The 24,849-nt window shown below is 62.2% G+C and carries 16 protein-coding genes and 1 pseudogene; 4 read left to right on the forward strand and 13 right to left on the reverse strand.

The window, feature by feature from the left end:
* Positions 1 to 255: 255 nt before the first annotated feature.
* Positions 256 to 1,539: an L-pipecolate oxidase gene (gene amaA / locus AC0V2S_RS05235; RefSeq protein WP_475508811.1), complete on the reverse strand. Its 1,284-nt coding sequence runs from the start codon at positions 1,537 to 1,539 to the stop codon at positions 256 to 258.
* A 94-nt stretch (positions 1,540 to 1,633) separates the two neighbouring features.
* Complete coding sequence (gene amaB / locus AC0V2S_RS05240; protein ID WP_475508812.1) at positions 1,634 to 3,124, reverse strand: L-piperidine-6-carboxylate dehydrogenase; 1,491 nt, start codon at positions 3,122 to 3,124, stop codon at positions 1,634 to 1,636.
* A 137-nt stretch (positions 3,125 to 3,261) separates the two neighbouring features.
* On the opposite strand from amaB, the gene AC0V2S_RS05245 reads away from it, so the two are divergent.
* Together AC0V2S_RS05245 and AC0V2S_RS05250 are read left to right on the forward strand one after the other, a co-directional pair.
* Complete coding sequence (locus AC0V2S_RS05245; protein ID WP_475508813.1) at positions 3,262 to 4,149, forward strand: LysR family transcriptional regulator; 888 nt, start codon at positions 3,262 to 3,264, stop codon at positions 4,147 to 4,149.
* A gap of 106 nt (positions 4,150 to 4,255) precedes the next feature.
* Positions 4,256 to 5,260: a 2-oxoadipate dioxygenase/decarboxylase family protein gene (locus AC0V2S_RS05250; RefSeq protein WP_475508814.1), complete on the forward strand. Its 1,005-nt coding sequence runs from the start codon at positions 4,256 to 4,258 to the stop codon at positions 5,258 to 5,260.
* Between the two features lie 280 nt (positions 5,261 to 5,540).
* Here the strand turns inward: AC0V2S_RS05250 and azu are convergent, their stop codons facing one another.
* Entirely contained in the window at positions 5,541 to 5,990 is a 450-nt protein-coding gene (gene azu, locus AC0V2S_RS05255) for an azurin (RefSeq protein WP_475508815.1), read from the reverse strand.
* Between the two features lie 389 nt (positions 5,991 to 6,379).
* On the opposite strand from azu, the gene AC0V2S_RS05260 reads away from it, so the two are divergent.
* Positions 6,380 to 6,967 carry an LOG family protein gene (locus AC0V2S_RS05260; protein ID WP_475508816.1) on the forward strand — a complete coding sequence of 196 codons (588 nt, stop codon included), beginning with the start codon at positions 6,380 to 6,382 and terminating at the stop codon, positions 6,965 to 6,967.
* Positions 6,968 to 6,970: 3 nt separating this feature from the next.
* On the opposite strand, the gene AC0V2S_RS05265 is transcribed toward AC0V2S_RS05260, so the two are convergent.
* Positions 6,971 to 7,819: a mechanosensitive ion channel family protein gene (locus AC0V2S_RS05265; RefSeq protein WP_475508817.1), complete on the reverse strand. Its 849-nt coding sequence runs from the start codon at positions 7,817 to 7,819 to the stop codon at positions 6,971 to 6,973.
* Between the two features lie 145 nt (positions 7,820 to 7,964).
* Here AC0V2S_RS05265 and AC0V2S_RS05270 point away from each other — a divergent pair, with 145 nt between their 5' ends.
* Positions 7,965 to 8,138, forward strand: coding sequence for a hypothetical protein (locus AC0V2S_RS05270; protein WP_475508818.1), 174 nt, complete (start codon positions 7,965 to 7,967; stop codon positions 8,136 to 8,138).
* Positions 8,139 to 8,271: 133 nt separating this feature from the next.
* Here AC0V2S_RS05270 and AC0V2S_RS05275 read toward each other — a convergent pair whose 3' ends face one another.
* The 9 genes and pseudogenes from AC0V2S_RS05275 to AC0V2S_RS05315 all read right to left on the reverse strand — a co-directional run bounded on the left by AC0V2S_RS05275 (position 8,272) and on the right by AC0V2S_RS05315 (position 24,612).
* Positions 8,272 to 9,387, reverse strand: coding sequence for an SO2930 family diheme c-type cytochrome (locus tag AC0V2S_RS05275; protein ID WP_475508819.1), 1,116 nt, complete (start codon positions 9,385 to 9,387; stop codon positions 8,272 to 8,274).
* On the reverse strand, positions 9,384 to 10,625 hold the full coding sequence (locus tag AC0V2S_RS05280; RefSeq protein ID WP_475508820.1) for a parallel beta-helix domain-containing protein: 1,242 nt from the start codon (positions 10,623 to 10,625) through the stop codon (positions 9,384 to 9,386). The genes AC0V2S_RS05275 and AC0V2S_RS05280 overlap by 4 nt, the downstream gene beginning before the upstream one ends.
* Positions 10,626 to 10,889: 264 nt before the next feature.
* Complete coding sequence (locus tag AC0V2S_RS05285) at positions 10,890 to 11,777, reverse strand: transglutaminase family protein (protein ID WP_475508821.1); 888 nt, start codon at positions 11,775 to 11,777, stop codon at positions 10,890 to 10,892.
* Positions 11,777 to 14,266, reverse strand: coding sequence for a circularly permuted type 2 ATP-grasp protein (locus tag AC0V2S_RS05290; protein WP_475508822.1), 2,490 nt, complete (start codon positions 14,264 to 14,266; stop codon positions 11,777 to 11,779). The genes AC0V2S_RS05285 and AC0V2S_RS05290 overlap by 1 nt, the downstream gene beginning before the upstream one ends.
* A 114-nt stretch (positions 14,267 to 14,380) precedes the next feature.
* Positions 14,381 to 17,674: pseudogene (locus AC0V2S_RS05295) on the reverse strand (transglutaminase family protein).
* Positions 17,675 to 18,548: 874 nt separating this feature from the next.
* Positions 18,549 to 19,877, reverse strand: a complete 1,329-nt coding sequence (locus AC0V2S_RS05300; RefSeq protein WP_475508823.1) for an LLM class flavin-dependent oxidoreductase — start codon at positions 19,875 to 19,877, stop codon at positions 18,549 to 18,551.
* Between the two features lie 7 nt (positions 19,878 to 19,884).
* Complete coding sequence (locus tag AC0V2S_RS05305; protein ID WP_475508824.1) at positions 19,885 to 22,200, reverse strand: TonB-dependent receptor; 2,316 nt, start codon at positions 22,198 to 22,200, stop codon at positions 19,885 to 19,887.
* A gap of 255 nt (positions 22,201 to 22,455) precedes the next feature.
* Entirely contained in the window at positions 22,456 to 23,532 is a 1,077-nt protein-coding gene (locus AC0V2S_RS05310) for an AraC family transcriptional regulator (protein WP_475508825.1), read from the reverse strand.
* Positions 23,533 to 23,559: 27 nt separating this feature from the next.
* Positions 23,560 to 24,612, reverse strand: a complete 1,053-nt coding sequence (locus tag AC0V2S_RS05315; protein WP_475508826.1) for an ABC transporter substrate-binding protein — start codon at positions 24,610 to 24,612, stop codon at positions 23,560 to 23,562.
* Positions 24,613 to 24,849 lie beyond the last annotated feature (237 nt).

The raw sequence follows: 24,849 nt of genomic DNA on the forward strand, positions 1-24,849 counted from the left end.
TCGTCGTAACTGTACTTGTCACCGAAGTGCACACCGCTGGTGCGCAAATCACCTGCACGCGCACCAATACAGGCTAGTGCAGGGATTGAGGAATGCGCGAAGGGGGTCGCATTTACGACGAAAAAGAGCACATAGCTGTACTGGTTGCATCTAAAGCAAACACAATTCCTGTGGGAGAGGCTTTAGCCTCGATGCTTTTAAAATCAAAAGCATCGCGGCTAAAGCCTCTTCCACATAGAGCTAGAACGGCCGGCGCTAGATAACCACCCGCAAACACTGCCCCGCGTGATAAAGCGAGAACCCCAACTCATACAACCCGCTGCGCAGCCCCGGCGCACTGATGCCGTCCATGGGTTGAAACGGCATCGGCAACGCATCGCGCGAACCAGTCAGCAAATAGTTGGCAAACGCACGCCCCACGGCGGTGCCGGTGGTGACGCCGCGGCCGTTGTAACCGGTAACAGCCACCAACCCAGGCGCCGGCTCGAACAGGCGCATAAGGTGGTCGGGGGTAAAAGCGATAGTGCCGGTCCAGGTGCTTTGCCATTCCACTTTGCCCAATTGCGGGAAGTAGAACTGCTGAATCCGGTCGGCCCAGGCGCGCACGGCCCACAGCGGTTTGTTCGCCGCACTGCCCAGGCTGCCGAGTAACAACCGGCCCTCGGCATCGCGGCGAATACTGCTGAGCACCTGGCGGGTATCCCACGAGCCTTCGCCGCCCGGCAAAATCGCCTCGGCGGCCGCACCACTTAGCGGCACAGAGGCCACCTGGTAATAGCTGCCGGGGAAAAAGTTACGTCGCAACTCGGTCCATTCGCCTTCGGTGTAGGCGTTGGAAGCAAGCACCACCTTTTCGGCGGTGACCACGCCAGTGGGCGTTGCCACCAGCCAATCGGCGCCTTGGCGCTCAAGGCGAGTGACGGGCGAGTGGTGATAAAGCAAACCACCGAGCCCCACCACCGCCTTGGCCAACCCGCTGACATACGCCATCGGGTTGAGCGTGCCGGCGCGGCGGTCGAGCAAGGCGGCATCAATTCGTTGGGTGCCGGTAGCCGCATGGCAGGCAGCGCCGGTGATCATTTCCACCGGCGCACCCCGACGCACCCATTGCGCGCAACGGCTTTCCAGGTCCGACGTGCCGCTGGCGTTGTGGGCCATATGCAGGGTGCCGTGGCGCTTAGCCTGGCAGTCGATTTCGTAGCGGTCGATCAGCGAAAACACCAAGGAGGGTGCGTTGCCCATCTCGGCCACCAGCTTGCTGCCAACGGCTTCGCCGAGCCCGGCTTCGACATCGTCGGGCGCGATCCACATGCCGGCATTCACCAGCCCGACATTACGCCCGGAGCCGCCGTGCCCGGTTTCATAGGCCTCGAGAATGGCCACGCGCTTGCCCTGCTCCAGCAAATGCAGGGCTGTGGATAACCCGGTAAAGCCGGCGCCGATAACACAGACATCAACCTTTAGCTCGCCCGCCAACGCCTCGGCCTTTGGCCGCTGCGGCGTTAGCTCTTCCCACAAACACGATTGCTTCAACGGCATAACCAGACCCCACGCGAAGGAAACCCAAGCAACTGCGCCGCACCCCATTCGCCAGCAAGCTGGCTCCTACAAAAAAGCACGCCCGCCGTAGGAGTCAGTCGAAGGTGATGCCTTGGGCGAGGGGCAGTTCGCGAGAGTAATTGACCGTGTTGGTCTGCCGCCGCATATACGCCCGCCACGCATCCGACCCCGACTCACGGCCGCCGCCGGTTTCCTTCTCGCCGCCAAAGGCGCCGCCAATCTCGGCACCGCTCGGGCCGATGTTCACGTTGGCAATGCCGCAGTCGCTGCCCACCGCCGACATAAACATCTCGGCCTCGCGCACATCGGTGGTGAAGATGCAGGACGACAGGCCCTGGGGCACGTCGTTGTTCAGTTTGATGGCGTCGGCAAATTCGCTGTAGCCGAGTACATAAAGGATGGGGGCGAAGGTTTCGTGGCGGACCACGGCGCTTTGCTCGGGCATTTCGACGATGGCCGGGGCGACGTAGTAGGCGTTGGGGAATTTATCTTCGAGCTGGCGGGTGCCGCCGAAGACCGTACCGCCTTCCTGTTCAGCCTGGCGCAGCGCGGCTTGCATGCCGTCGAAGCCTTGCTTGTCGATCAACGGGCCGACCAGATTGCCTTCCAATGGATGGCCGATACGCACCTTGGCGTAGGCGGTTTTCAGCCGGCTGACGATTTCGTCTTTGACCGATTCGTGGGCAATCAGGCGGCGCAGCGTGGTGCAGCGCTGGCCGGCGGTGCCGATGGCGCTGAACAGAATGCCGCGCACGGCCAGATCGAGGTCGGCGCTGGGGGCGAGGATCATCGCGTTGTTACCGCCCAACTCCAGAATCGAGCGGGCGAAACGGGCGGCCACGACCGGCGCCACCTCACGGCCCATGCGGGTGCTGCCGGTGGCGCTGACCAGCGCGACGCGGCTGTCCTGCACCAGCGCTTCACCGGCCTCGCGGGCGCCGATAATCACCTGGCTCAAGTTGGCCGGCGCATCGCTGAATTGCTTGGCCACGCCGTCGAACAGCGCCTGGCAGGCCAGGGCGGTCAGCGGTGTTTTTTCTGACGGTTTCCACACCACCGAGTTGCCACACACCAGCGCCAGCGTGGTGTTCCACGCCCACACCGCGACCGGGAAGTTAAAGGCGCTGATCACGCCGACCACGCCCAGCGGGTGCCAGGTTTCACGCATATGGTGGCCGGGGCGCTCGGAGGCGATGGTCAGGCCGTAGAGCTGGCGCGACAGGCCGACAGCGAAGTCGCAGATGTCGATCATTTCCTGCACTTCACCCAGGCCTTCCTGGGTGATCTTGCCGGCTTCCCACGACACCAGCTCGCCTAGCTCGGCCTTGTTGGCGCGCAGCGCTTCGCCGAACAGACGAATCAACTCACCGCGACGCGGCGCCGGCACTTGGCGCCAGGCCTGGAAGGCGGTTTCGGCCTGGCCGATCTGCGCCTGCACCGAAGCGGCGTCCTGCAACTGCACCGAGCCAATCTGGCTGCCATCGATGGGAGAAAAAACGCCATGGGCGCCCTGTTGATAACTCGACGGGGCAACGCCCAGTTTGTTCAGCAATGCAGCAACCATGTGTTCGGCACCTTATGGATAACGGGTGAATTCGATGGCAGCAGTAATAGCTGGCTGGCGGCCCCCAACAAACGACCTTTACTCCACACATCATTCCGTTTAGTAATGCCAAATCGTTATCTCGCCGGCCGATGCCCATGCTCAAGCGCCATATGCCCTCGCTCACTGCCCTGCAATGCTTTGAAGCAGTGGCCCGCCACCTGAGTTTTACCCGCGCCAGCGAAGAACTGGCGCTCACCCAAAGTGCCGTAAGCAAGCAGGTGGCGCAGCTCGAAGAAGTGGTGCAGCACCTGCTGTTTCGCCGGGTGCGGCGCAGTTTGCAGCTGACCCCGGCGGGCTCGTTGTACCTGGCCGAGGTGCGCAAAATTCTGACCCAGGTGGAGATGTCCACCCACTACCTGCGCTCCTACGGCGGCGAAACCGAAGTGCTACGAGTAGCCACGCTGCCGACCTTTGGCGCGCGCTGGCTGGTGCCGCGATTAAAGGGTTGGCGGCTGCGCCATCCGAATATCCACCTGGATGTATTCAACGAAGTGGAGCCGGACGAACTGGCCCAGGGCCGCAGCGACGTGGCGTTCTACTTCGGCCAGAGCGCCCGCCCCGGTGCCGAGTGCTTGCGGTTGTTCGGTGAGGAAATGGTGCCGGTGTGCGCGCCGAGCGTACTGCCGACGCAGCCGTTCACCGACCCGACCCAGCTCACCGACCTGGTGCTGCTGCAAAACGCCACCCGCCCCGAGGCCTGGCACGAGTGGTTTCACAGCCAAAACCGGCACACGGAACACAGTTACCACGGGCCGCGTTTCGACAGTTTTTATATGTGCATTCGCGCCGCTCAGGTGGGTTGCGGCGTCGCCCTTCTGCCGCGCTTTCTGGTGGAAGAGGAGCTGGCCGAAGGCAAGCTGGTGATTCCCTGGCAGCACAGCCTGACCAGCAACAGCGCCTATTACCTGGCCTTTGCCGAACACGCCGCCGAGGTGCCCAAGGTCCGCGACTTTGTGCGCTGGATTAACGAGCAGCTCGCCTAGGCCAGCAGCAGGAATTTATGGAATGAACCCGGCAGTTTTTTTCGCTTGTCCGCTGCCGTGGCGACAGGTTTGATAGCGGCTCGCACTCAGCCCAGAGCTTTTCGTCATGTCCCGCGATGCCCATCTCTTCCAGCTAGTTGCCGCCGCCATTGGTGAAGCCGCCGCCGAGTGGGTGTTTGCCCATGTCGCCATTCCCGACGGCCTGAGCCAGTTCGCTAACAACGAACAGCAACTGCACCGCGCCTGGCTGGCCGAAGCGCTGAACCTTTGTCTGTTCCACAAGCTGGTGGATGCGGTGCCCAATGGCCGGCTGTATGTGGAAGAACAACTGCAGGACGGCCGCCAGGTGGTGTTCGACCACGGCGCCATTCGCACCGTCGACTGGCCGGAAAACGGTGAACTACCGCGGGGTCGCCACGCGTTTACTCGCCTGCTGGAGCCGCTGGGTTTTACCGACGTGCGCACCTATCCGCTCACCAAGCTGAAAATGACCGGGTATGCGTATCGGCAAATGGACCTGCCGGCGGATATCGCTCAGTTCTTTGTGTCGGAGCTGCATCCGGGGCGCTTCAGCGAAGCCTTCCAGAAAGCGGTGACCCGCGTGTGTGAAACCAGCCGTGATCCGCTGTCGGCCGTGCACAAGGCAACGCTGCAAACCTTGCGGAAATCCCGCCATTGCACCCTGGCCGACGCGCTGGAACTGATGCCCGCGCTGTACCAGGCCTTCGACTGCCAGCACTCCAGCGCGCAGGAAAGCGACTATCACGCCCTGCTAAGCGAAAGCGCCGAGATGGCCTGGATCGCCACCGAAGGCAACCGCTTCAACCACCTCACCGACCGGGTGAGCGATCTACAAGCGGTGGTCGACCACCAGCGCACCCTGCTGCGACCGATGAAAGACAGCATCGAAATCTCCAGCTCCCGCCGCGTGATGCAAACCGCCTACAAGGCCGTGCAGGTGCAGCGCGACTTTATCGACGCCCACGGGCAGACCGTGCAGCGGACTGTGCCGGGCTCGTTTGTGGAGTTTATTCAGCGGGAAGTGGATGAGGAGACGGGGAGTTGGATCTGCACTTTGATAGCAGCAATGCGCAGGGGATTTTCAAGATGACTGACTCGCGCTAAGGATCACTTACGCGCTAACCCGAACAAAACCACCGTCATTCCCGCGTAGGCGGCGGTCCGACGCTTCGGAATCAGGGAAACTTCGTTCGCCGGCCCATTCTGGGTCCCAGCCTTCGCTGGGACGACGGTGTGCATTGTTTGAGTAAGGCGTAAAAACCTCCGTCATTCCCGCGAATGCGGGAATCCAGAATTTTGAAGGGAAAGGTGTTCGACGACAGATTCTGGGTCCCCGCCTGCGCGGGGACGACGGTGTAAAGACTGAGTCCTCAGTCCACCAAAGTAACCGCGCCTTTCATCATCGAGGAATGGCCCGGGAACGAGCAGAAAAAGGAATAGTCGTCCCCAGCCTTCAGCTTGCTCACATCAAAGCTCACCGAATCCTTCTCGCCGGCACCAATGATTTTGGTGTGGGCGATCACGCGGTCGTCGCCGGCTTTCAGGTAGTTGGCGTCGATGCCAGCGCCCATGCCGTCACCGGTAACGCCGGCCATGTCGGCGGTCTTGGCGATCACCACGTTATGGCCCATGACGTTCTTCGGCAGGCTGCCGCTATGGGTCAGGTTAACGGTGAAGGTTTTGCAGCTTTTGCTGATTTTGATTTCTTTGGTGTCGAAGCTCATCTGGTCGGTGGAGTCGACGTTTACGGAACAGTCGGCGGCGAACACTTGAGCACTGGCGAGGGTAAGCAGGGATGCAACTACGAGCTTGCGAAGCATGGTGAACTCCTTGGCAGGGCGGGTAATCTGCCGAATTTGGCGCTAACGCCGAACGGCAGGTGCGACAACAAAAAAGGGGGCATGCGTTTACAAAGACGCTTGATAGCACAGTCAGGTTCAAGCAAACGCGAGGCAAAAAGCCGCACGACTAAAGTGCTATGACGCCCATGCACACAATCAAACAGCCGCAAGGGCGCCGTGTGCGTAGCTTGGCCTTTCTATTAACGAGGGCCGGACCATGATCTTTAATGACCTGTTACGCAGCTTGCTAGCCGCCTATGCCTGTGGCGCCAGTGGCACCTGTACGGATGAAATGCTCGGCGTCTGATACTTGGTGAGCACGCCGGCAGCCAGTACCCTAGCCGCAGTTTCTGCCTGTGGAGGTCTGTATGTCGTTGCGTTCGCTATGCGTCTTTTGTGGTGCCAGCCCCGGCGCCAACCCGGTGTACCGTGAGGCCGCCATCAACCTGGGGCGCACCCTGGCCGAGCAAGGTATTCGCCTGATTTACGGCGGTGGCGCGGTCGGTTTGATGGGCATCGTCGCCGACGCCGCCCTGGCCGCCGGTGGCGAAGTGATCGGCATCATCCCGCAATCGCTGAAAAGTGCGGAAATCGGCCACAACGGTTTAACCCGTCTGGAAGTCGTGGATGGCATGCATGCGCGCAAGGCGCGGATGGCTGAACTGAGCGACGGCTTTATCGCCCTGCCTGGCGGCCTCGGTACGCTGGAAGAGCTGTTCGAAGTCTGGACCTGGGGCCAGCTCGGCTACCACAGCAAGCCGCTGGGCCTGTTGGAAGTGAACGGCTTCTACACCAAGCTCAATGACTTTCTCGACCATCTGGTGGAAGAGCGCTTCGTGCGCGCGCCGCACCGGGCGATGTTGCAGATCAACGAATCGCCGAGCGAGCTGATTGCGGCGATGGCCGAATGGCAGCCCGCGGTCGCCCCGAAATGGGTGGACCGCGAACCGCAATAAGCCTTACGCCGGCTGCTGCATGATCACCGTCTGCGCCGGCATCGGCGCCGGGAAGCCGCCCTCGCCGAGGGCGTCTTTGATCGTCTTGTTGGTGTCGAAGTACACCTGCCAATAGTCGTTGTTATGGCAATACGGCCGTACTGCCAGCACCGGCCCGAGCAAGTTGAATTCCAGAATCTCCACATCCACCGCCGGCTCCTTGAGCACGTTGGGAATTTCGCTGATGCGCTGTTTCAGCAGGGCGATGGCTGCCTGGTAATCGGCAGCACCGGAGATCTGCGCCTTGAGCTCGACACGGCGAAACAGGTTGTGGGAGAAGTTCTGGATGTTGTCGGAGAAGATCTTGTTGTTGCCCACCAGGGTCAGCACGTTGTCAGGCGTGTTGATGGCAGTGACGAACAGGCCGATCTCCATCACCGTGCCGGTAACCCCGCCGGCGCAGATAAAGTCGCCGACCTTGAACGGCCGCAGCACGATGATAAAACCGCCGGCCGCGAGGTTCGCCAGCAAGCCCGACCAGGCCATGCCGATCGCCAGGCCAACTGCCGCCAGCAGCGCCGCGAAGGTGGTGGTTTCGACCCCGAAGTAGCCAAGGATGCCGATCACCAGAATGATGTTGAGGGTGACGGTGATAAACGAACCCACGTAGCGCAGCACGGTGGGGTCCACCTTCTGCCGACTGAGGGACTTTTGCACCAGGCCGACGACGAAGCCGATCAGCCAGCGACCGATCACCCAAAAGGCGATGGCGGTGAGGATCTTGATGGCGAAAGCGGCGCCGTACTGTTGGGCCAGGGCGGTCAGGGCGTTGAACTTCTCCGTACTGACATTGACGATGTTGGTGTCTTCCATGGTGAATCACCTGCCTGAGTGGAGTGCCCCAAACACGCTAGCACGGCCCCCGCCTTTTGCCCGGTGGCGCCCGAAATACCAGCGTAAAAAGAGTGGGTGCGCTTTAATCAACACAGTGCGCACCGAAATTCAGTAGAGGATCACCATGGCCAAACCCAATTACGCCTTCGCCAAACAGCAGCGCGATTTAGCCAAGGAACAGAAGAAAGAAGAAAAACGCCTGCGCAAGCTGGCGCATGAGCAAGAGCATGGCGTGGCGCCGCCCGATGATGAGGATGACGCGACTGATTCGGTTGAAGGCGAAGAGCGCAGCAGCTGAAGCGCAGCAGCGTCGTAGCTGAGTTACCCGAACCTGGGTCCCCGCCTACGCGGGGACGACGGTGGTTTTAGCCGATATCACCGTCATCCCCGCGAAGGCGGGGATCCAGAATCGCCCGGCAAACCCAATACCGTCAGCAACCCCCATCCAGACTCGCTATCCACCGCGTCAACACGTCCACCCCTTCGTGGTGAACCGCTGAGCGGCCCAGCTCCGGCATCATCACGCTCGGGTCGGTGCTTTCTACGCGGTAGATCAGCACTGATTCATCCGGCTTGCCCGGATGAATATCCACCAAGCGATCCCCCGACCCTTTTCCCGCCGCCACCGGCTGTTTGCACAGCCCGCTGTGAATGCCCGTGGCGGTGGCCAGGTTAAGCATCAGCCCGGACGTGCGCGCCGGTCCCTTGGGGTTATGGCAATGGGCACAGTTGGCATCCAGGTAACTGCGCGCCTGTTTCTCCAGGCTTTCACCCGGCCTTGGATGACCCCACAACGCGTTTTGCGGCACACCGGCCAACTCCGCCGGCAAACCCTTCAGCAAGCCTTTCTGCTGCCAATGCTGCAGCTGATTGGCGGTGCCATCGCTGTACACCAGGTCCTTGTTCAGGTGCCGCGCTTTGGGCCCCAGCGGATTGATTCCCTGGCCGTGACTTTCTTCGTGGCAACCGGCGCATTGGTTGGCGTCGGGTACTTCGTAGTCCACGGCTGTGGTTGCGCCTTGGTCGTCCAGCAAGCTCAGGCTCTGACTGTCGCCGGCCAGTTCCAGATGGGCTTCCTGCTGTTTTTCATCCCACACGTACGGCAGCGCCACCCAACCGGTTTTCTGCTTGAGCAGAATGCGCGTTTCCACCAGGTGCACGCGGTCCAGCGCCAGGCCGGTTTTGGCGTCGCGATCATCCTGGCTGTTGCGCAGCAGGCGGCCTTGTTCGTCCTTGGGGTAGTAGAAGGTTTTGCTCAGCACGGTGCCAACCGGGAAGTCGAAATGCTCTTCGCCGTAATTGGCCACCTCGCCTGCCGGCATCCACACGGTGCGCATCTTGTGCGCGTAGTCGGTGAACAGCGGCGTATTGAGGTCATACGGCGTCACCTCAGCAACGGGCTGCAAATGCCCGCCACCGAGTTTCAACATGCCCCACTCACTGAGGGTTTGCGGGTAGTTCTCGCCCTCTGGCAAGTACAACGGTGCCGACTGCTTGGAGCACGCCGCTAACAGCAGCGCGCCCACCAACACACCCCATCGCTTCATGCACCCTGCCCCGCTTTGGCTGAAGCCAGGTCAATGGCCGGGAGTTTCGGCAGGCTGCATTTATGGGTGGCCATGTCGGTGCTGATGTTCTTGTAGCCATTGGGTGCATCGACGTTGATCAGCCCGGCAGCGCCGTTGTCCACGCAGATCGCCAGGTCAGCCGGTAGCTTGCCGTCCTTGAGCTTGTCGGCGTTGACGTAGCCATCCCAGAGGATATCCGGCAGGTGCCCGCTCAAACCGAATTGGCTGATGCGCAGGGCCTTGAGTTCGAGGTTGTCCGGGCTGTCGCCACCTGGGCCAAAACGGTTGCCGTAGATGTAGATGCTTTCCGGGTACGGGTCGAACCCTTCGGCAGTGGAGAGGTTGGTGTAGCCGGTGCTGAAGTAGCTGCTGACGATAACGTTGGCGGTTTTGTGCTCGCCGATATCGTTGTCGAAGATTTCCACCTGATCGTTGGAGTTGATCACCACGCCCGAACCGGCCGGCACGCTGGCGACCGGGGTGCCTTTGTGGCCGAAGTTACCGAGGTTATTGCCCTGCACCTGGTTGTGGTACACGCGGGTGGCGCGGCCGGCCTGCTGCAGGTTAGGCATGTTGAAGACAAGGATGCCGCCGGTGTTGCCGGTGGCCACGTTGTGGTACACATCGGCGCCAATGGTGTTTTCGATTTCGATGCCGGCGACGTTTTTCTCCGCGCGGCTGTTGCGCACCACCACGTTGCGCGACTGGCCGACGTAGATGCCGGCGTCCGAGGCGCCAATGGCGACCACGCCGTCGAGCAGCACGTTTTCGGTCTGCACCGGGTACACGCCGTAAGCACCGTTTTCGGTGGCCGGGCCGTTAGTCCATTCAGTGCGCACGCGGCGAATGATGATGTTTTTGCCGCCCACCACTTTCAGCGAATCGCCTTTGGTGTCTTCGAACGCCAGGTCTTCGATGGTGAAGTCCGAGGCATCCACCAGCAGGCCTTCGGCGCCGCTTTTCTGGCCCTTGAAGCTGAGCACGGTCTTGTCCATGCCGGCGCCCTTGATGGTCACGCCGCTGGCTTTGAGGCTCAGGCTACGGTCGAGCTGATAGGTGCCGGCGGGGATTTCGATGACATCACCGGCCTTGGCCTTGATCAGCTTGGCTTGCAGTTCTTTCTGGAAATCGACGTGGGTGACCGCCGGTTTCTCCGGCTCGCCGCAAGCGGCAAGCAACACGGATACGGCTAACACGGACAAGGTGGCGATACGCATGGCGGACTCCGCTCGGTTTTTTTTATGAGTTTTTGTTTCCTACAGAGTTGGCACTATAGTTCCACATAAAACAAAAACCAAGCCCTACGTGGTTTTCGGGAAAAGCTTACTTTGGAAATCAAACACCCGTCATTCCCGCGTAGGCGGGAATCCAGGTGCGGTGATAGTGCAGACATCGCCGCTCACTCTTCGCGATTCTGGATTCAGAATCGTCGGACCGCCGCCTGCGCGGGAATGACGGTGTAGTCCGTAGGACAGAGGGAATCAGAGGGGAATAACCGTCACCTGCACATCCGGGTCATGGCTACCGCCACCCAGAATTACGCCGCGCAGCGGCGACACATCGGAGAAGTCCCGCCCACGTGCCAGGCTGATATGTTCCAGCGCGGGGCGCAGGTTATTGGTGGGATCAAAATCCACCCAGCCCAGTTTCGGGCAGTACACCGACACCCACGCATGGGACGCATCGGCGCCGATCAACCGTGGCTGCCCAGGCGGTGGCTGGGTGAGCAGATAGCCGCTGACATAGCGCGCCGCCAACCCGCGCGAACGCAGGCAGGCGAGCATCAGGTGGGCGAAGTCCTGGCAGACGCCGCGGCGGCTTTCCAGCACTTCCACCAGCGGTGTCGCGACCTGGGTGGCCTCGGCGTCGAAGGTGAATTCGCGGAAAATCTTTTCCATCAGCGCCTGCACACCGAGCAGCAGCGGTCGGCTGGGTGGAAAGCAGCTGTCGGCGTAATCGGAGAAGGCTTTTTTCAGCCGCACGTAGGGCGACTCGAAGCAAAAACGGCAGGCATCCAGCACCGGATCGGGCTTGGGCTTGCCGTTGTAGGTGAGCACGCTGCGGGTGTGGTCCCAGGCCGGCGACTGGTGAAAATCCAGCACCGGCTGCTCGCGCAATTCCACCACTAGGCGGGCATTCACTTTCAATTCGTCGTGCGGCCGTTCGAACGCCAGGCGGGTAATCGGGTTGCCGAACACATCCTGCTCATCACGTCGGCTGGTGGGCTCGGGGCTGATCTGCAACTCCTGCTTGAGGCAGATCTGCCAGGGGCTGGGTCGTGGCCACAAATGCGCCAATTGCTGGGCCAGCGATACCGGGCTGTCGTAGCGGTAATGGGTGTCGTGAAGAATCTGATAGCGCACGCTCATTACACCGACACCGTCTGTTTGCTGACATCGTCCACATGGGCGAAATGGCGCAGCGCCAAGCGGTCGGAGGCGTGGCCGGCGGCTTCGGATACCTGCTTGAGCAACACCACCAACCCATCCAATACCGCGCGCAGGCTGGTCACGCCGAACAATTGATTTTCCAGGCTGCCCAGGTCGAACGCGGCCAGGCGCTCGGCCAGAATCGACAGGCCCACTTCCCGTGGCGCAGCAAAGTCCTCGTTCAATCGGCTGAGCGAACGCACCGCCAGGCGCAACTGGAACAGCACGGCATGCGGGTTCTGCTCGTCGAGCAGCAACAGGTCGAGCACCGGAATCAGCTGCGGCACCGCCATATAGCGCGAGCGGTAGGTGATGCTGCTGTTGCCCAGCTCCAGCAACCACTCAAGGCCCACTTGATCAAACACCGCCACGCCATGGAGAAACTCCGCCAGGCTGCTGGCGAGAAACTGCAGCCGCTCGATCTGCCGGCCCACCATCAGAAAGCGCCAGCCTTCGTCGCGGGTCATATCGTCCAGGGCAAAACCGGAGAGCGCCGCCAGCGACATCACCAAGCGGTTGAGAAAATCCAGCAGCTCGCCGAAGTCGGGTTCATCCGTGTCGAGAATCTGTGCGTCGTACTGCAACTGCACCAGCGCCTGCCAGTTCTCCCGCGAGAGTTTGCCGCGCACCTGCGAGGCGGCCCACTGCAAGCGCAGCAAGTTGGCGCGCAAGCTGGCCGGCCACTCTGGGCCCATCAGCGCGTCCAGCAAGCGGTCGTGCAGGTCGCCCTCTTCGGGCAGCAGCTTGAGGCTTTCGGCCAGCTCCACCGCCGCTTGCAGCGCCAGCGGGTCATCGCCCTCGACGTAGCGCGCCAGCATGATGCGCAGCAGCCGCGCGCTGTCGTCGCAGCGCTCGCAATAGCGGCCGAACCAGAACAGGTTTTCCACAATGCGCGACGGCAAGTACGGGTCGCGGCGCACCAGGCCCAGGCCGCCGAGGTTTTTCGGGTTCGGTTTGGTTTCGCCGCCCGGTGCCGGTTCGCCCAGCACCCAGGTGTCTTTGCTGGCGCCGCCGCGTTGCATCGACACCACTTCGGCGTCGGCCTCGGTGGCAACCCGGGTCAGGCCGCCCGGCAGAATGCGATAACCGCCCTCGCCATCGGCCACCGCATACACGCGCATGCCGATGGCGCGCGGTTGCAGCTGACCATTCTCCGCCTGCCACACCGGCGCTTGCGACAGCTGCGCCAGCTCCTGGGCGACATAGGCGTAAGGGCGTTTGCGAATACGTTTGGCCAGCGCCTCGCGCTGCGCTTCGCTGAGGTCGCGGCCGAATACCGGGGTAAAACTCTGCGACGGAAAGGCCGGTTTGATCAGCAACTCCGGCAGCTTTTCCAACGCCTGAGCCAGCACCGGCTCCTCGCCGCACCACCAGGTGGCGATCGAGGGCAGCAGCAGTTCTTCGCCAAACAGGTGCTCGTTGATCTTCGGCAAAAAGCCGAGCAGGCCCGGCGATTCCAGCACGCCGCTGCCCAGGGCATTGGCTACCAGTACGCGGCCCTGGCGAACCGATTCGAGCAGGCCCGGCACGCCGAGCGCGGAGTCGGTACGCAGCTCCAGCGGGTCGCAAAAATCGTCGTCCAGGCGGCGCATGATGGCGTGCACGCGGCGCAGGCCACTGAGGGTTTTCAGGTACACGGTGGCGTCGCGCACGGTGAGGTCGCCACCTTCCACCAGCGGGTAACCCAGCTGACGCGCCAGGTACAAATGCTCGAAATAACTTTCGTTGAAACGCCCCGGTGTCAGCAGCACCACCAGCGGCACTTCGCCGTCGGTGGGCGCCTGGCTTGCCAGGGTTTCTTGCAGCGTGCGGAAGAACGCGTTGAGGTGCTGAATCTGCAAATCGCGGTACAGCTCAGGAAAAGCCCGCGAGACGATCTGCCGATTTTCCAACGCATAGCCGGCACCAGACGGCGCCTGGGTACGGTCGGCAGTCACCCACCAGCGGCCATCCGGGGTGCGCGCCAGGTCCACGGCGTACACATGCAGGTAGGTGTCATCGGGGGTTTTGACGCCCTGGCAGGGCCACAGAAAATTGTTGTGCCCGTAGATCAGCTCGGCCGGCAACAGGCCGCCGGATATCAAGGTTTGCGGCCCGTACAAGTCGACCAGCACGGCGTTGAGCAGCTTGGCGCGCTGGGCAATACCGGCGGCGATCTTCTGCCACTCATCTGCGGCCAGCAGGTTGGGCAACAGGTCCAGCTCCCAGGGACGGTCGGCGCCCTTGGGGTCGGCGTAAACGTTGTAGGTAACGCCGTTTTCCTGAATCTGCCGGGTCAGCAGCGCCTGACGCTGAGCCAATTGCAGCACGCTGCTGCGCTGCAGCTGATTGAACATGCGGCGCCAATGGGCGCGCAGGTTTCCCTCGCCGTCGAGCATCTCGTGGTAGGTCGCCGGCGTGCGCCGGTACAGGTCTAACAGGTCAGGCATGTAACGCTCGGCAGACGACAGAAACAATCACAGAAAACCGCCAAAAACAGCGTAGCGCAGACCACGGATATCACCCGTGAACGCCGCCTGCTTAGGACGGCGTGAGATCTTCACTCAGCTTCGGTGCAGGCGCAGGTCCAAGGTCATCGGCAGCTCGTCATTAATCTGCACCTGCGGTACAGCGAGCTGCCCAGGGTTGTGCCCCAGTCGGAAAAACCGCGCCATCCGCCGGCTTTCCGCTTCGTTGGCATTCACCGGCAGCGTCTCGTAATTGCGCCCGCCGGGATGGGCGACATGATACTGGCAACCGCCGAGCGAACGCTGCATCCAGGTATCGAGCAGGTCGAAAATCAGCGGCGCATGCACGCCGATGGTGGGCTGCAACGCGTTGTACGGCTGCCATGCGCGGAAGCGTACGCCGGCAACAAACTCGCCCACCCGCCCGGTCGGCTGCAACGGCACCGGCACCCCATTGCAAGTGAGCATATAGCGCTGCGGCGGCAAGCCGTTGAGCTTGACCTGCACACGCTCAAGCGAGGAGTCGACATAGCGCACCGTACCGCCGCCACCGCCCTCCTCGCCCAACACATGCCAAGGCTCCAGCGCCTGACGCAACTCCAGCTCGATACCCGCCACGGCGTAGTCGCCAATTTTCGGGAAGCGGAACTCCAGGTGCGCGGCAAACCACTCGGCACGCAGCGGGTAACCGGCGTTGTTTAGCTCGACAATCACATCGGCGAAATCCTGCTGAATAAAGTGCGGCAGCAGGAAGCGGTCATGCAGCTCGGAGCCCCAGCGCGCCAACTTCGGCGGCGCATACGGCTCACGCCAAAAACGCGCCACCAGGGCACGCAGCAGCAGTTGTTGGGTCAGGCTCATGCGCGCATGGGGCGGCATTTCAAAGCCGCGCAACTCCAGCAAACCGAGACGGCCGCTGGCGCTGTCTGGCGAATAGAGTTTGTCGACGCAGAACTCGGCGCGGTGCGTGTTGCCGGTTACGTCGATCAGCAAGTTGCGCAGCAAACGGTCGACGATCCACGGCGGGCATTGCTCGCCCGGTGCTGGCATCTGCGCGAAGGCAATTTCCAGCTCATAGAGCGAGTCATTGCGCGCTTCGTCGATGCGCGGCGCCTGCGAGGTCGGGCCGATAAACAGCCCGGAAAACAGGTACGACAGCGACGGGTGATTGTGCCAATAGCTGATCAGGCTGCGCAGCAGATCGGGGCGGCGCAGAAACGGCGAGTCGGCCGGCGTGGCGCCGCCAAGCACAAAGTGGTTACCGCCACCGGTGCCCGTATGGCGGCCATCGATCATGAACTTCTCGGTGGTCAGGCGGGTTTGCCGCGCCTCCTCATAGAGAAACTCGGTGCGGTCAACCAACTGCTCCCAGCTGGAAGACGGCTGCACGTTTACTTCGATAACACCTGGGTCCGGCGTCACGCGGAAATTGCCCAGGCGCGGATCGCTCGGCGGCTCGTAACCTTCGAGCAATACCGGGCAATGCAACTCCTCGGCGCAGGCCTCGATCACGTTGACCAGCGCCAGGTAATCCTCAAGCTCGGCCAGTGGCGGCATAAACAGATACAGGCGCCCGTCCCGCGCTTCAGCACACAACGCCGTGCGGGTCAGCCAGGAAGCCGACTCATCCAGCTTCGGCTCGCGGTCTTCATTCTTGGCCGGCGCTTCACCGCGCTCCACCGGCAACAGGCGCAAAGCATCGCTGGGCGGCAATTCGGCGAAGTGCTGGTTGGGGTCTTGCGCATGCACAAAGGGAAACTCGGCCGCCTTCACCCACGGCTGCGAGGCCAGTGGCAGTCGGTAACCCATCGCCGAGTCGCCGGGCACCAAGCGGCAATGTTCATCACGCAGGTACCAGCGCCCGCTTTGCCAGGCATCGTTGGCCGCCGTGCGCGCCAAAGGCAGCACCTGACCCACGACCTTATCCAGGCCCTGAGCGAACACCTTGCGCAGTCGGGCGCGCTCCATTTCATCGCTCAAGCGTGAGTCTTCAGCGCTGACGTTTTTCGGCAACGCGCCCTCGCGCCAGAGGTAGTAGAAATTGTCTTCGTAAGCCGGAAAAACGAATTCGCTATTGAGCTGCAAGCGCTCGGCGACGCTGGCCAGGAACAACCCGGCGAGCTTGCCATCGGCTTTGTAGCTTTCGTTTTCATCAGCAATCAGCGCCTGGTTGTGCCAGATCGGCTCGCCGTCATGCCGCCAGAAACAATTCAGCGACCAGCGCGGCAATTGCTCGCCGGGGTACCACTTGCCCTGCCCGAAATGCACCAAGCCCTTGGGCGCATAGCGCTTGCGCATGCGCTGGTACAACTCGGCCGAAAGCTTGCGCTTGTTGTCGCCCAGCGCATCGGTATTCCACTCGGCGCCGTCGGGGTCGTCGATGGACACAAAGGTCGGCTCGCCGCCCATGGTCAGGCGCACGTCTCCGGCAATCAGGTCGCTATCAATCTGCCGGCCGAGGCGTTCGATTTCCAGCCACTGCTCGTCGGTATACGGCTTGGTAACGCGCGGCGCTTCCCAGATGCGCTCCACCGACATTTCGTGGCTGAAGGTGGTTTCGCACGGCTCCACCACGCCGCTGATGGGCGCCGCCGAAGACGGCTCGGGCTGCACGCGAGCGGGATATGACCCTCACCCGCAAATAGCCCCGAGGTAGGGTCGAGCCCCACCCAACCGGCGCCAGGCAGATACACCTCGCACCAGGCATGCAGGTCGGTGAAATCCACGGTCGTGCCGCTGGGGCCGTCGAGGGCTTTGACGTCGGCGGTCAGTTGAATCAGGTAGCCCGACACAAAGCGCGCAGCGAGGCCGAGGTTGCGCAGAATCTGCACCAGCAACCAGGCCGAATCACGGCACGAGCCGGAGGCGTTGACCAGGGTTTGCTCGGGGGTTTGCACGCCCGGTTCCATGCGGATCAGGTAGCTGATGTCCTGGCTCAGGCGCTGGTTCAGGGCCACCAGAAAATCAATGGTCGGCAGCGGCTTGCGCTCGATGCTGGCGACATAGGCGGCGAATTTCTTGGTCGGTTCGAGAGTGGCCAGGTACGGCGTCAGCTCGCGTTTTCATCGGCCGAGTAGGCGAAGGGAATCTTTTCCGCGTAGGGCTCGAGAAAGAAATCGAAAGGGTTGAACACCGCCATTTCGGCGACCAGGTCGACCTCGATGCGCAGCTCGTCGGTCTTCTCGGGAAACACCAGGCGCGCCAGGTAGTTGCCCTGGGGGTCTTGTTGCCAGTTGATGAAATGCTTTTCCGGCAGCACTTTCAGCGCATAAGAGAGCACCCGCGTGCGGCTATGGCTGCGGGGCGCAGACGCACAATCTGCGGGCCGAGATCGACCGCGCGGTCATAGCGGTAGTGCGTTACATGGTGCAATGCGACATGAATCGACACGGCGTGCCTCCTGCGAGCCTTGGCGGGCTATGAGCCGGGCAAGACTTATGCCAGCCGGGGGCAGGCCGGTGGATTGGGCACCGGTTGCCGGGCCCCGGCACCAAAATCGCGCTAATGGCGATGTGTGGGGCAGAGCATCGCACGTAAAGAGGGCGCTTGTGCGCGCTTGGTGTTTGCTTTGGGTTTGGTGGAAGTATTCATTACCGCGTGTGCTGGGATTTTTTGTTTCGCGCCTTACGCGCGAGTCACTTTTTAGCAGTCGCCCTAAAAAGTAACCAAAACGGCTTGCCCCTACCTGGGGTCTCCGCTGCGCTCCGACTTCCCTCACTCCGTCGCTGCTCCAGAGGCCGGGCTGAGGGCCATCCATGGCCCCATCCCTCTCCGCGGCTCCCGGCCGCTACGACCCCTTACGCAACGACTACGCTCGGCCTGGCGCTAAAGGGGCGGGTAGATCACAAGCGGTAGATCAAGATCAAAGGCCCCTCTCCCCCGGCCCCTCTCCCGCACGCGGGCGAGGGGTGACGTTTGGGCGGCGACCTCACTCGATCTGCCCCCTCTCCCGCTTGCGGGAGAGGGCTGGGGTGAGGGGCCGTTGATTGTTTTGATCTTGATCTGCCCGCCCCTTGAGCGCAGGCCGAGTGGAATCGTTGTGTAGGGGGTTGAGCGGCATGGATGCCGCGAGAGGCACGATGGGCCAGGGACGGCCCGTCGTGGCGTGCCCCGGAGCAGCGATGGAACGAGGGTAGTTTTCACGCAGTGAAAACCCAAGGTGGGGGCTAGACCTTTTGGTTACTTTTAGGGCGATGCTAAAAGTGACTCGCGCGTAAGGCGCGAAACAAAACGCCCAGCCCACGCGGTAAAGCAGGAAAACCCGCTACCGAGCGTACCGACTAACCGGCCGTTTCAACCCCAAATTATCCCGCAACGTCTTCCCTTCATACTCAGTGCGAAACAACCCCCGCCTCTGCAATTCAGGCACCACAAAATCCACAAACAACTCCAACCCATCCGGCAAAAACGGCGGCATGATGTTGAACCCATCCGCCCCACCCTGGGTAAACCACTCCTCCAACAAATCCGCAATCTGCACCGGCGTCCCCACCGTCGTGTGATGCCCCCGCGCCCCGGCAATCTTCAAATACAACTGCCGAATCGTCAGGTTCTCCCGCCGCGCCAGATCGATGAACAGATGCTGCCGACTCTGCATCGCATTGCTCACCGGCAACTCCGGCAACGGCCCATCCAGATCGTACTCCGACAGATCAAACCCACCGGCCATCCCCGCCAACAACCCAAGCCCCACACGCGGTTCAACCAGGTTCTGCAGCTCGGCGTATTTGTCCTCCGCCTCGCTCTGCGTGTGGCCGAGCACCGGCGAAATGCCCGGCATGATTTTCAACTCATCCGCCGTGCGCCCGTACTGCGGCAACCGGCCCTTGAGGTCGGCATAAAACGCCTGGGCGTTGGCCAACGTTTGCTGCGCGGTAAACACCACTTCGGCGGTGCGCGCGGCCAGCACTTTGCCGGGCTCGGAGGAGCCGGCCTGAATCAGCACCGGATAGCCTTGCGGCGAACGCGGAATGTTCAGTGGGCCGCGTACCTGATAGCGCGCGCCCTTGTGGTTGAGGGTGTGCAGTTTTTCCGGCTGAAAGTACACACCGGCGGCTTTGTCGCGCACGAAGGCGTCGTCGTCCCAGCTGTCCCAGAGGCCCGTCGCCACGTCGATAAATTCTTCGGCACGCTCATAACGGTCGTCGTGTTCGAAGTGTTTGTCGCGGCCGAAGTTCTGCGCTTCCTGATCAAGCGCCGAGGTCACCAGGTTCCAGCCGGCACGCCCGCCGCTCAGGTGGTCGAGCGAGGCGAATTTGCGGGCCAGCAAATAGGGCTCGTTGTAGCTGGTGGAGACGGTGGACACCAGGCCGATATGCTCGGTCACCGTAGCCAGCCCCGACAGCAGCACCAACGGGTCGAACACATCGCCCAGAGCGGTGTATTTGCCCAGTTCGTTGTCACCGAGCATGGCCAGGTTGTCGGCAAAGAAAATCGCGTCGAACTTGCCGCGCTCGGCGGTCTGCGCCAGGCGTTTGAAGTGGGCGAAGTTCAGCCCGCCATCGGAGTAGGAATTCGGGTGGCGCCAGGCGGCCAGGTGGTGGCCGCTGCCCATCAGGAAGGCACCGAGGGTCAGGTGTTTAGGTTGGCTCATGGGCACCTCAGAAGTCGTAGCGCAGGGTGACGCCGGCGGTGCGCGGCTGGCCCAGGGAAGCGGTGTACAGGCCGTTGCCGGCGGTGCCGACTGCTTGGTAATACTCTTTGTCGAAGGCGTTTTTCACCCACAGCGAGGCGTCCAGCAGGCCGTCGCCGGTTTCGATTCGCACGCCGGTCACGAAGTTGGTCAGCGAGTAGCCGTCAATCGTTGCCAGGTTGGAGTTATCCAACGTGCCTTCGGCTTCGGAGCGGTAGCTGTAGCTACCGGCCACGTAGGGTTCGAAGCGATTGATCTGGGTGAATTTGTATTCGGCGTTGAGGTTGCCGATCCAGCGCGAGGCGCCGGCTACGCGTTCGCCGCTCAAGTCGCAGCTGTTGCCGGGTGCTTCGGCCGGGCATGGGGCGTCTTTGAAGTCGAGATACGTGACGTCGTTGAACGAGCCGTTGGCGTTGATGGTCAGGCCGCGTACCGGCAACACCGACGCTTCGAATTCCACGCCACGCGAGCGCACGGTGCCGGCGTTGGTCAGCAGTTGATAACCGGTGGCCGAGCCTGGCGGCTGGTAGTACGAGGTGGCCTGGTAGCCGTTCACGCCGGTCCAGAAGATGTTGGTGTTGAATTGCACGCGGTCGTTGAACAGCTGCGTCTTGATGCCCAGCTCGGCATCGTTGGCGCGCTCCGGACCGACCAACAAGGAGTCGGCACCGGCAGTCGGCGCCGAGGCGATGGCCAGGTTAACGCCGCCAGATTTCTCGCCGTGGGACAACGAGGCATAACCCAGTACGTCGTCGGTGAAGCGGTAGCTCAGGCTAAGCAGCGCCGAAGGTGCGGCGTTGTGCAGACCGATATCGCCGCTGTCGTAGGCACCCACTTGCGAGGCGCGCACGGCAGCGCCGAATGCGCCAGTCGGGCCGCCACCTACCGGTGCCAAGCGCTCGACGCTGGCGGTTTTTTCTTCGTAGGTGCCACGCAGGCCGGCGGTGAAGTCCAGGCGATTGGTGATGTGCCAGGTGCCCTGGCCGAACAGCGCATAACTTTCGGTATCCACCTTGCCGTGGGTTTCGCTGTAGATGTTGTTCAGGGCGTTGAGGTTGGCACCGATCAGGTTCAAGTCCGCCAACGGGCCGAGGTCGGTGAAGATGCGGTTGCCTAGGTCCTGCTTGAACGCGTAGGCGCCGACCACGTAATCGAAGTTCTCGCCCTTGGGCGAGGCCAGGCGAATTTCCTGAGAGAACTGGCGGTCATGCACTTCGTAGCCGTAGTCCTTGATGACCGACACATCGAGCTGGTCGGCGTCGTTGGCCGGGTTGAAGTGCCAGTAACGGTAGGCGCTGATGGAGGTCAGCGTGTAGCCGCCCGCGAGGTTCCAGTTGGCTTCAACCGAGCTGCCGTTCTGGTGCACGCTGACGTTCTGCCGGCCGTCGATATTGCTGCGGCCAACCGTGGGGTTGGCGCCGACCAATGTGGCGCGGTCCCAGAAGGTTTTGCCGGCGCCGTAGATCACGCTGCTGCCGCTGCTGGAGTTCTCTTCGTTGTACTCGTTGATCCAGCGCAGGCTGAAGTCGTCGTTGGGCTTGAACAGCAACTGGCCGCGCAGGCCTTCGCGCTCGCCGCCAAGCAATTTGCGGTTGTCGTAGTCGTTGTCCAGGTAGCCGTCGTCACGGGTGCGGTAGAACGACAAGCGCCCGGCCAGGGTGTCGTTCAGCGGGCCGGAAATCGAGCCCTTGGTTTGGAAATACCCACGCTCGCCACCGGATACCTCAAGGGTTTTTTCCGGGGTAAAGGTCGGACCACGGGTGGTGATGTTCAGTACGCCGGCCGTGGTGTTTTTGCCGAACAGAGTGCCTTGTGGGCCGCGCAGCAGTTCCAGCTGTTCGACGTCGAGCAGGTCGAACGCGGCCATGCCCGGACGACCGAGGTAGACGTTATCCAGGTACACCCCGGCGCTGCCTTCTAGGCCGTCGCTGGCCGGGTTGTTGCCGATACCGCGCACCGCCAGGCTCGATACCCGTGCGTGCACGTACGCGACGTTTACGCTGGGCAGCGCCTGTTGCAGATCCTGAATGCGGTAGACCTTCTGGGTTTCCAGGTTCGCGCCGGTCAGGGTGGTGATGGGCGTGGGCACTTCCTGCGCGGCTTCTTCACGACGACGGGCGGTGACGACCACGGTCTTGAGTTTGGGGGCGTCCTGTTCGGCGCTTGTTTCAGGCTCTTGAGCAGGTGCGGTTTCGGCTGCCAGCACCACGCCAGGCAGGGCCAGCAACACGGCGAGGGTCAACGGTTTGAGGGCCGACTGCGGCCAGTAGGGTGAACGGTTCATGCCAGCTCCTTGAGAGAACGGCGCGGGTCCCGTCGTGGGCCCGGCATCTCGGTAGTGGCTGGTGATACTAGGGAGGGCGAAGCGGCTGGGGCGGGCTTTGGCGGACAAGTGATGGTCCGAAATGGACAACGCGGAACTTATCGCTGTGGGGGGCTTTTGTGGGAGAGGCTTCAGCCTCGATTGGTCGGGCCTGAAAACGTTGGTGCCAGGCCTGGCCAATCGAGGCAGAAGCCTCTCCTACAGGGACGGCGTTTGTTACACGGCTAGCGCGAACGGCGACATCACCGCCGAGGGTTTCAGCCGCTGCGGCAAAACCGGCGTCACGCTTTGCGTCAACTCCTCACGCCGCCACTGCCCAGGACTGCACCCGGTCCAGCGGCGAAACGCGCGGTTGAAACTGCTCGGCTCGTTGAACCCCAACCGGTAGCAGATTTCGTTGATGGAGCAGTGCGACTGACGCAGGTAGGTGATTGCCAGTTGCCGACGGCTTTCGTCGAGCAGGTCTTTGAAGCTGCTGGCGTGTTTGTGCAGGTGGCGGTGCAGGTTGCGCACGCTCATGCCCAACTCGTCGGCGACCTTGCTTTGCTGCACTTCGCCCAAGGGCAACTGGCGCACGATCACGGTGCGTACGCGCTCGGGCAGGTTGCTGCGGCGCTGGCGTTCGAGGTAGTCGCTGAGCACCAGATCCAGCCCGCGCGCTACTTCGCTGTTGCCGGTGCGCAACGGCGCCTGCAGCCAGGCGTTGTCGTAGTCGATGGCGTTGACCGGCGCGTCGAACATGACCGGACAACCCAAAAGTTGCACCCAGCGTTCCGGGTTGGCCGGCGTGGCTCGCGTGAGGCACACGCGCTTGATCACCGCTGCTTCGCGCCAGGTTTGCAGGGCGAATTGCACGGAACTGGCGATAAAGGCTTCGGTGGCAATGCGCTCCACCTCTACCCCTTCGGCCAGGCCGTAGACCAGGCGGGTAACGCCGGGCAGCCGCTGAATTTGCATGTCGGCCGAAGTGCTGATCACCGAGGAATAGCGGATGGAACGGTCCAGCGCTTCGCTCAGGGTGAAGCTGCTTTGCATGGCGAACGACAGGCCGTGGAAGTCGGTGGGATAACCGCAGCGCGCGACGCGCAAACCGAAACATTCATCGCCACTGACGCGCAGTGCCGCGCGCCACAGCAGGCTCATATTGGTCTGGGCGATGCGTTGGTTGGCGTCGTGCAGCGTGGTCGGGTCGATACCGGCTTCACGCAGCAGCGGCGCGCTGGCAATGCCGTCGGCTTCCAGCGCGCGAACAATCACCTGAGCCCAGGTGGCAATGGTGTCGATACGGCGCATGGCAGCCCTCCTCCCCGGCCTGACGACTTAACGCGAAGCCTGTGCGGCGCTGGCTTCCTGGCCTTGCAGCGCGGCGTCGAGGAAGGCCGGTTGTGCCCAGTGTTTAACGTCGAAGCCCTTGCGAATCAGCTTTTGCTCCAGGGCCACGTTGACGCCGTTTTGCAGGTTGCCGAGGAACTCCGGGTCCAACTGCGGGTTGAAGATTTTCACAAACGACTGGGTGCCGGCATCGGCGTTGAGAATGCTCGCCGGGTAGGTGGACAGGCGGGCCACCAGATCGACATAGGCCTGTTTGTGTTCTTCGTTGCGCAGCCAGGTAACGGCCGGCTGTTGGGCTTTGAGCAGGCGTTTGACGATATCCGGGTGAGCGTCGATAAACGCGCTGGTGCCGACCAGCACCGCTTGCAGGCTGCCAGCGCCATTGAGGTCGGCGGTGCTGATGGCTACATCAGCCAGACCACGGGCTTGCAGGGCGAAGACGCCCGGGCCGGTCCAGGTGGCGTCGATTTGCTTGGCAGCTAACGCTGCGTTAGCGGCGTTGTAGTCGAGGTTGATTACTTTGAAATCACGCTCGGTCAGGCCTTTGCTGGCCAGCGCGGCGTCGAACGACAGCTGCGTGGCGGTGCCACGGAAAATCGCCACGCGCTTGCCTTTAAGGCTTTCCAGCGAGGTGATGCCCGAGCCCGGCAGCACGCCGAGGTACTGTTTTACGTCGCGTGCAGTGGCGCTGAGCAGGCGGGTGTCCAGGCCATTGGCCTTGCCGACGATAGCGGGCAGGTCGCCGAGGTAAGCGAAGTCCACCTGGCCGTTGGCCAAGGCTTCGTTTACCGCCGGGCCGGCGCCTTTGAAGAAGGTCCATTGCACTTCGATGCCGTCGGCGGCGAATTCTTTTTCCAGGTCCTGACGGTCGCGCAGCACGTCCACTACGCCTGCCCCGCTCGGGGTTTTGCCGGCGCTGATATCGGGCACGGCAATGCGGATTTGCTTCAGGTCGCCGGCCAGTACACCGCTGGCCGCCAGGGCCAGCACAACGGTCAGCGACGAGGCCGCAGCGCGGCGAAACAGCGGGGAAAAGCGCATGGGAACACTCCTGCATAAAGACATAGCGGCGAATTGCCGAAAACGTGCAGGCAAAGTAATGGCGAGGATTTTGCGAGGAAAATAATTAAAGCTTGGATTTTTAGCGCTTAAAAGAATAAGCAGATGGGACGGGGGTTCTGTCTGGGCGATAAATTCGAGGCATGAAAAATATGCCGGCAAGGTATGGGGGGGCAGCCTCGTTCCGTAGGAGTAGCTTGCTAGCGAACCCTGCAAACC

Source organism: Pseudomonas sp. CC11G, assembly GCF_056174845.1.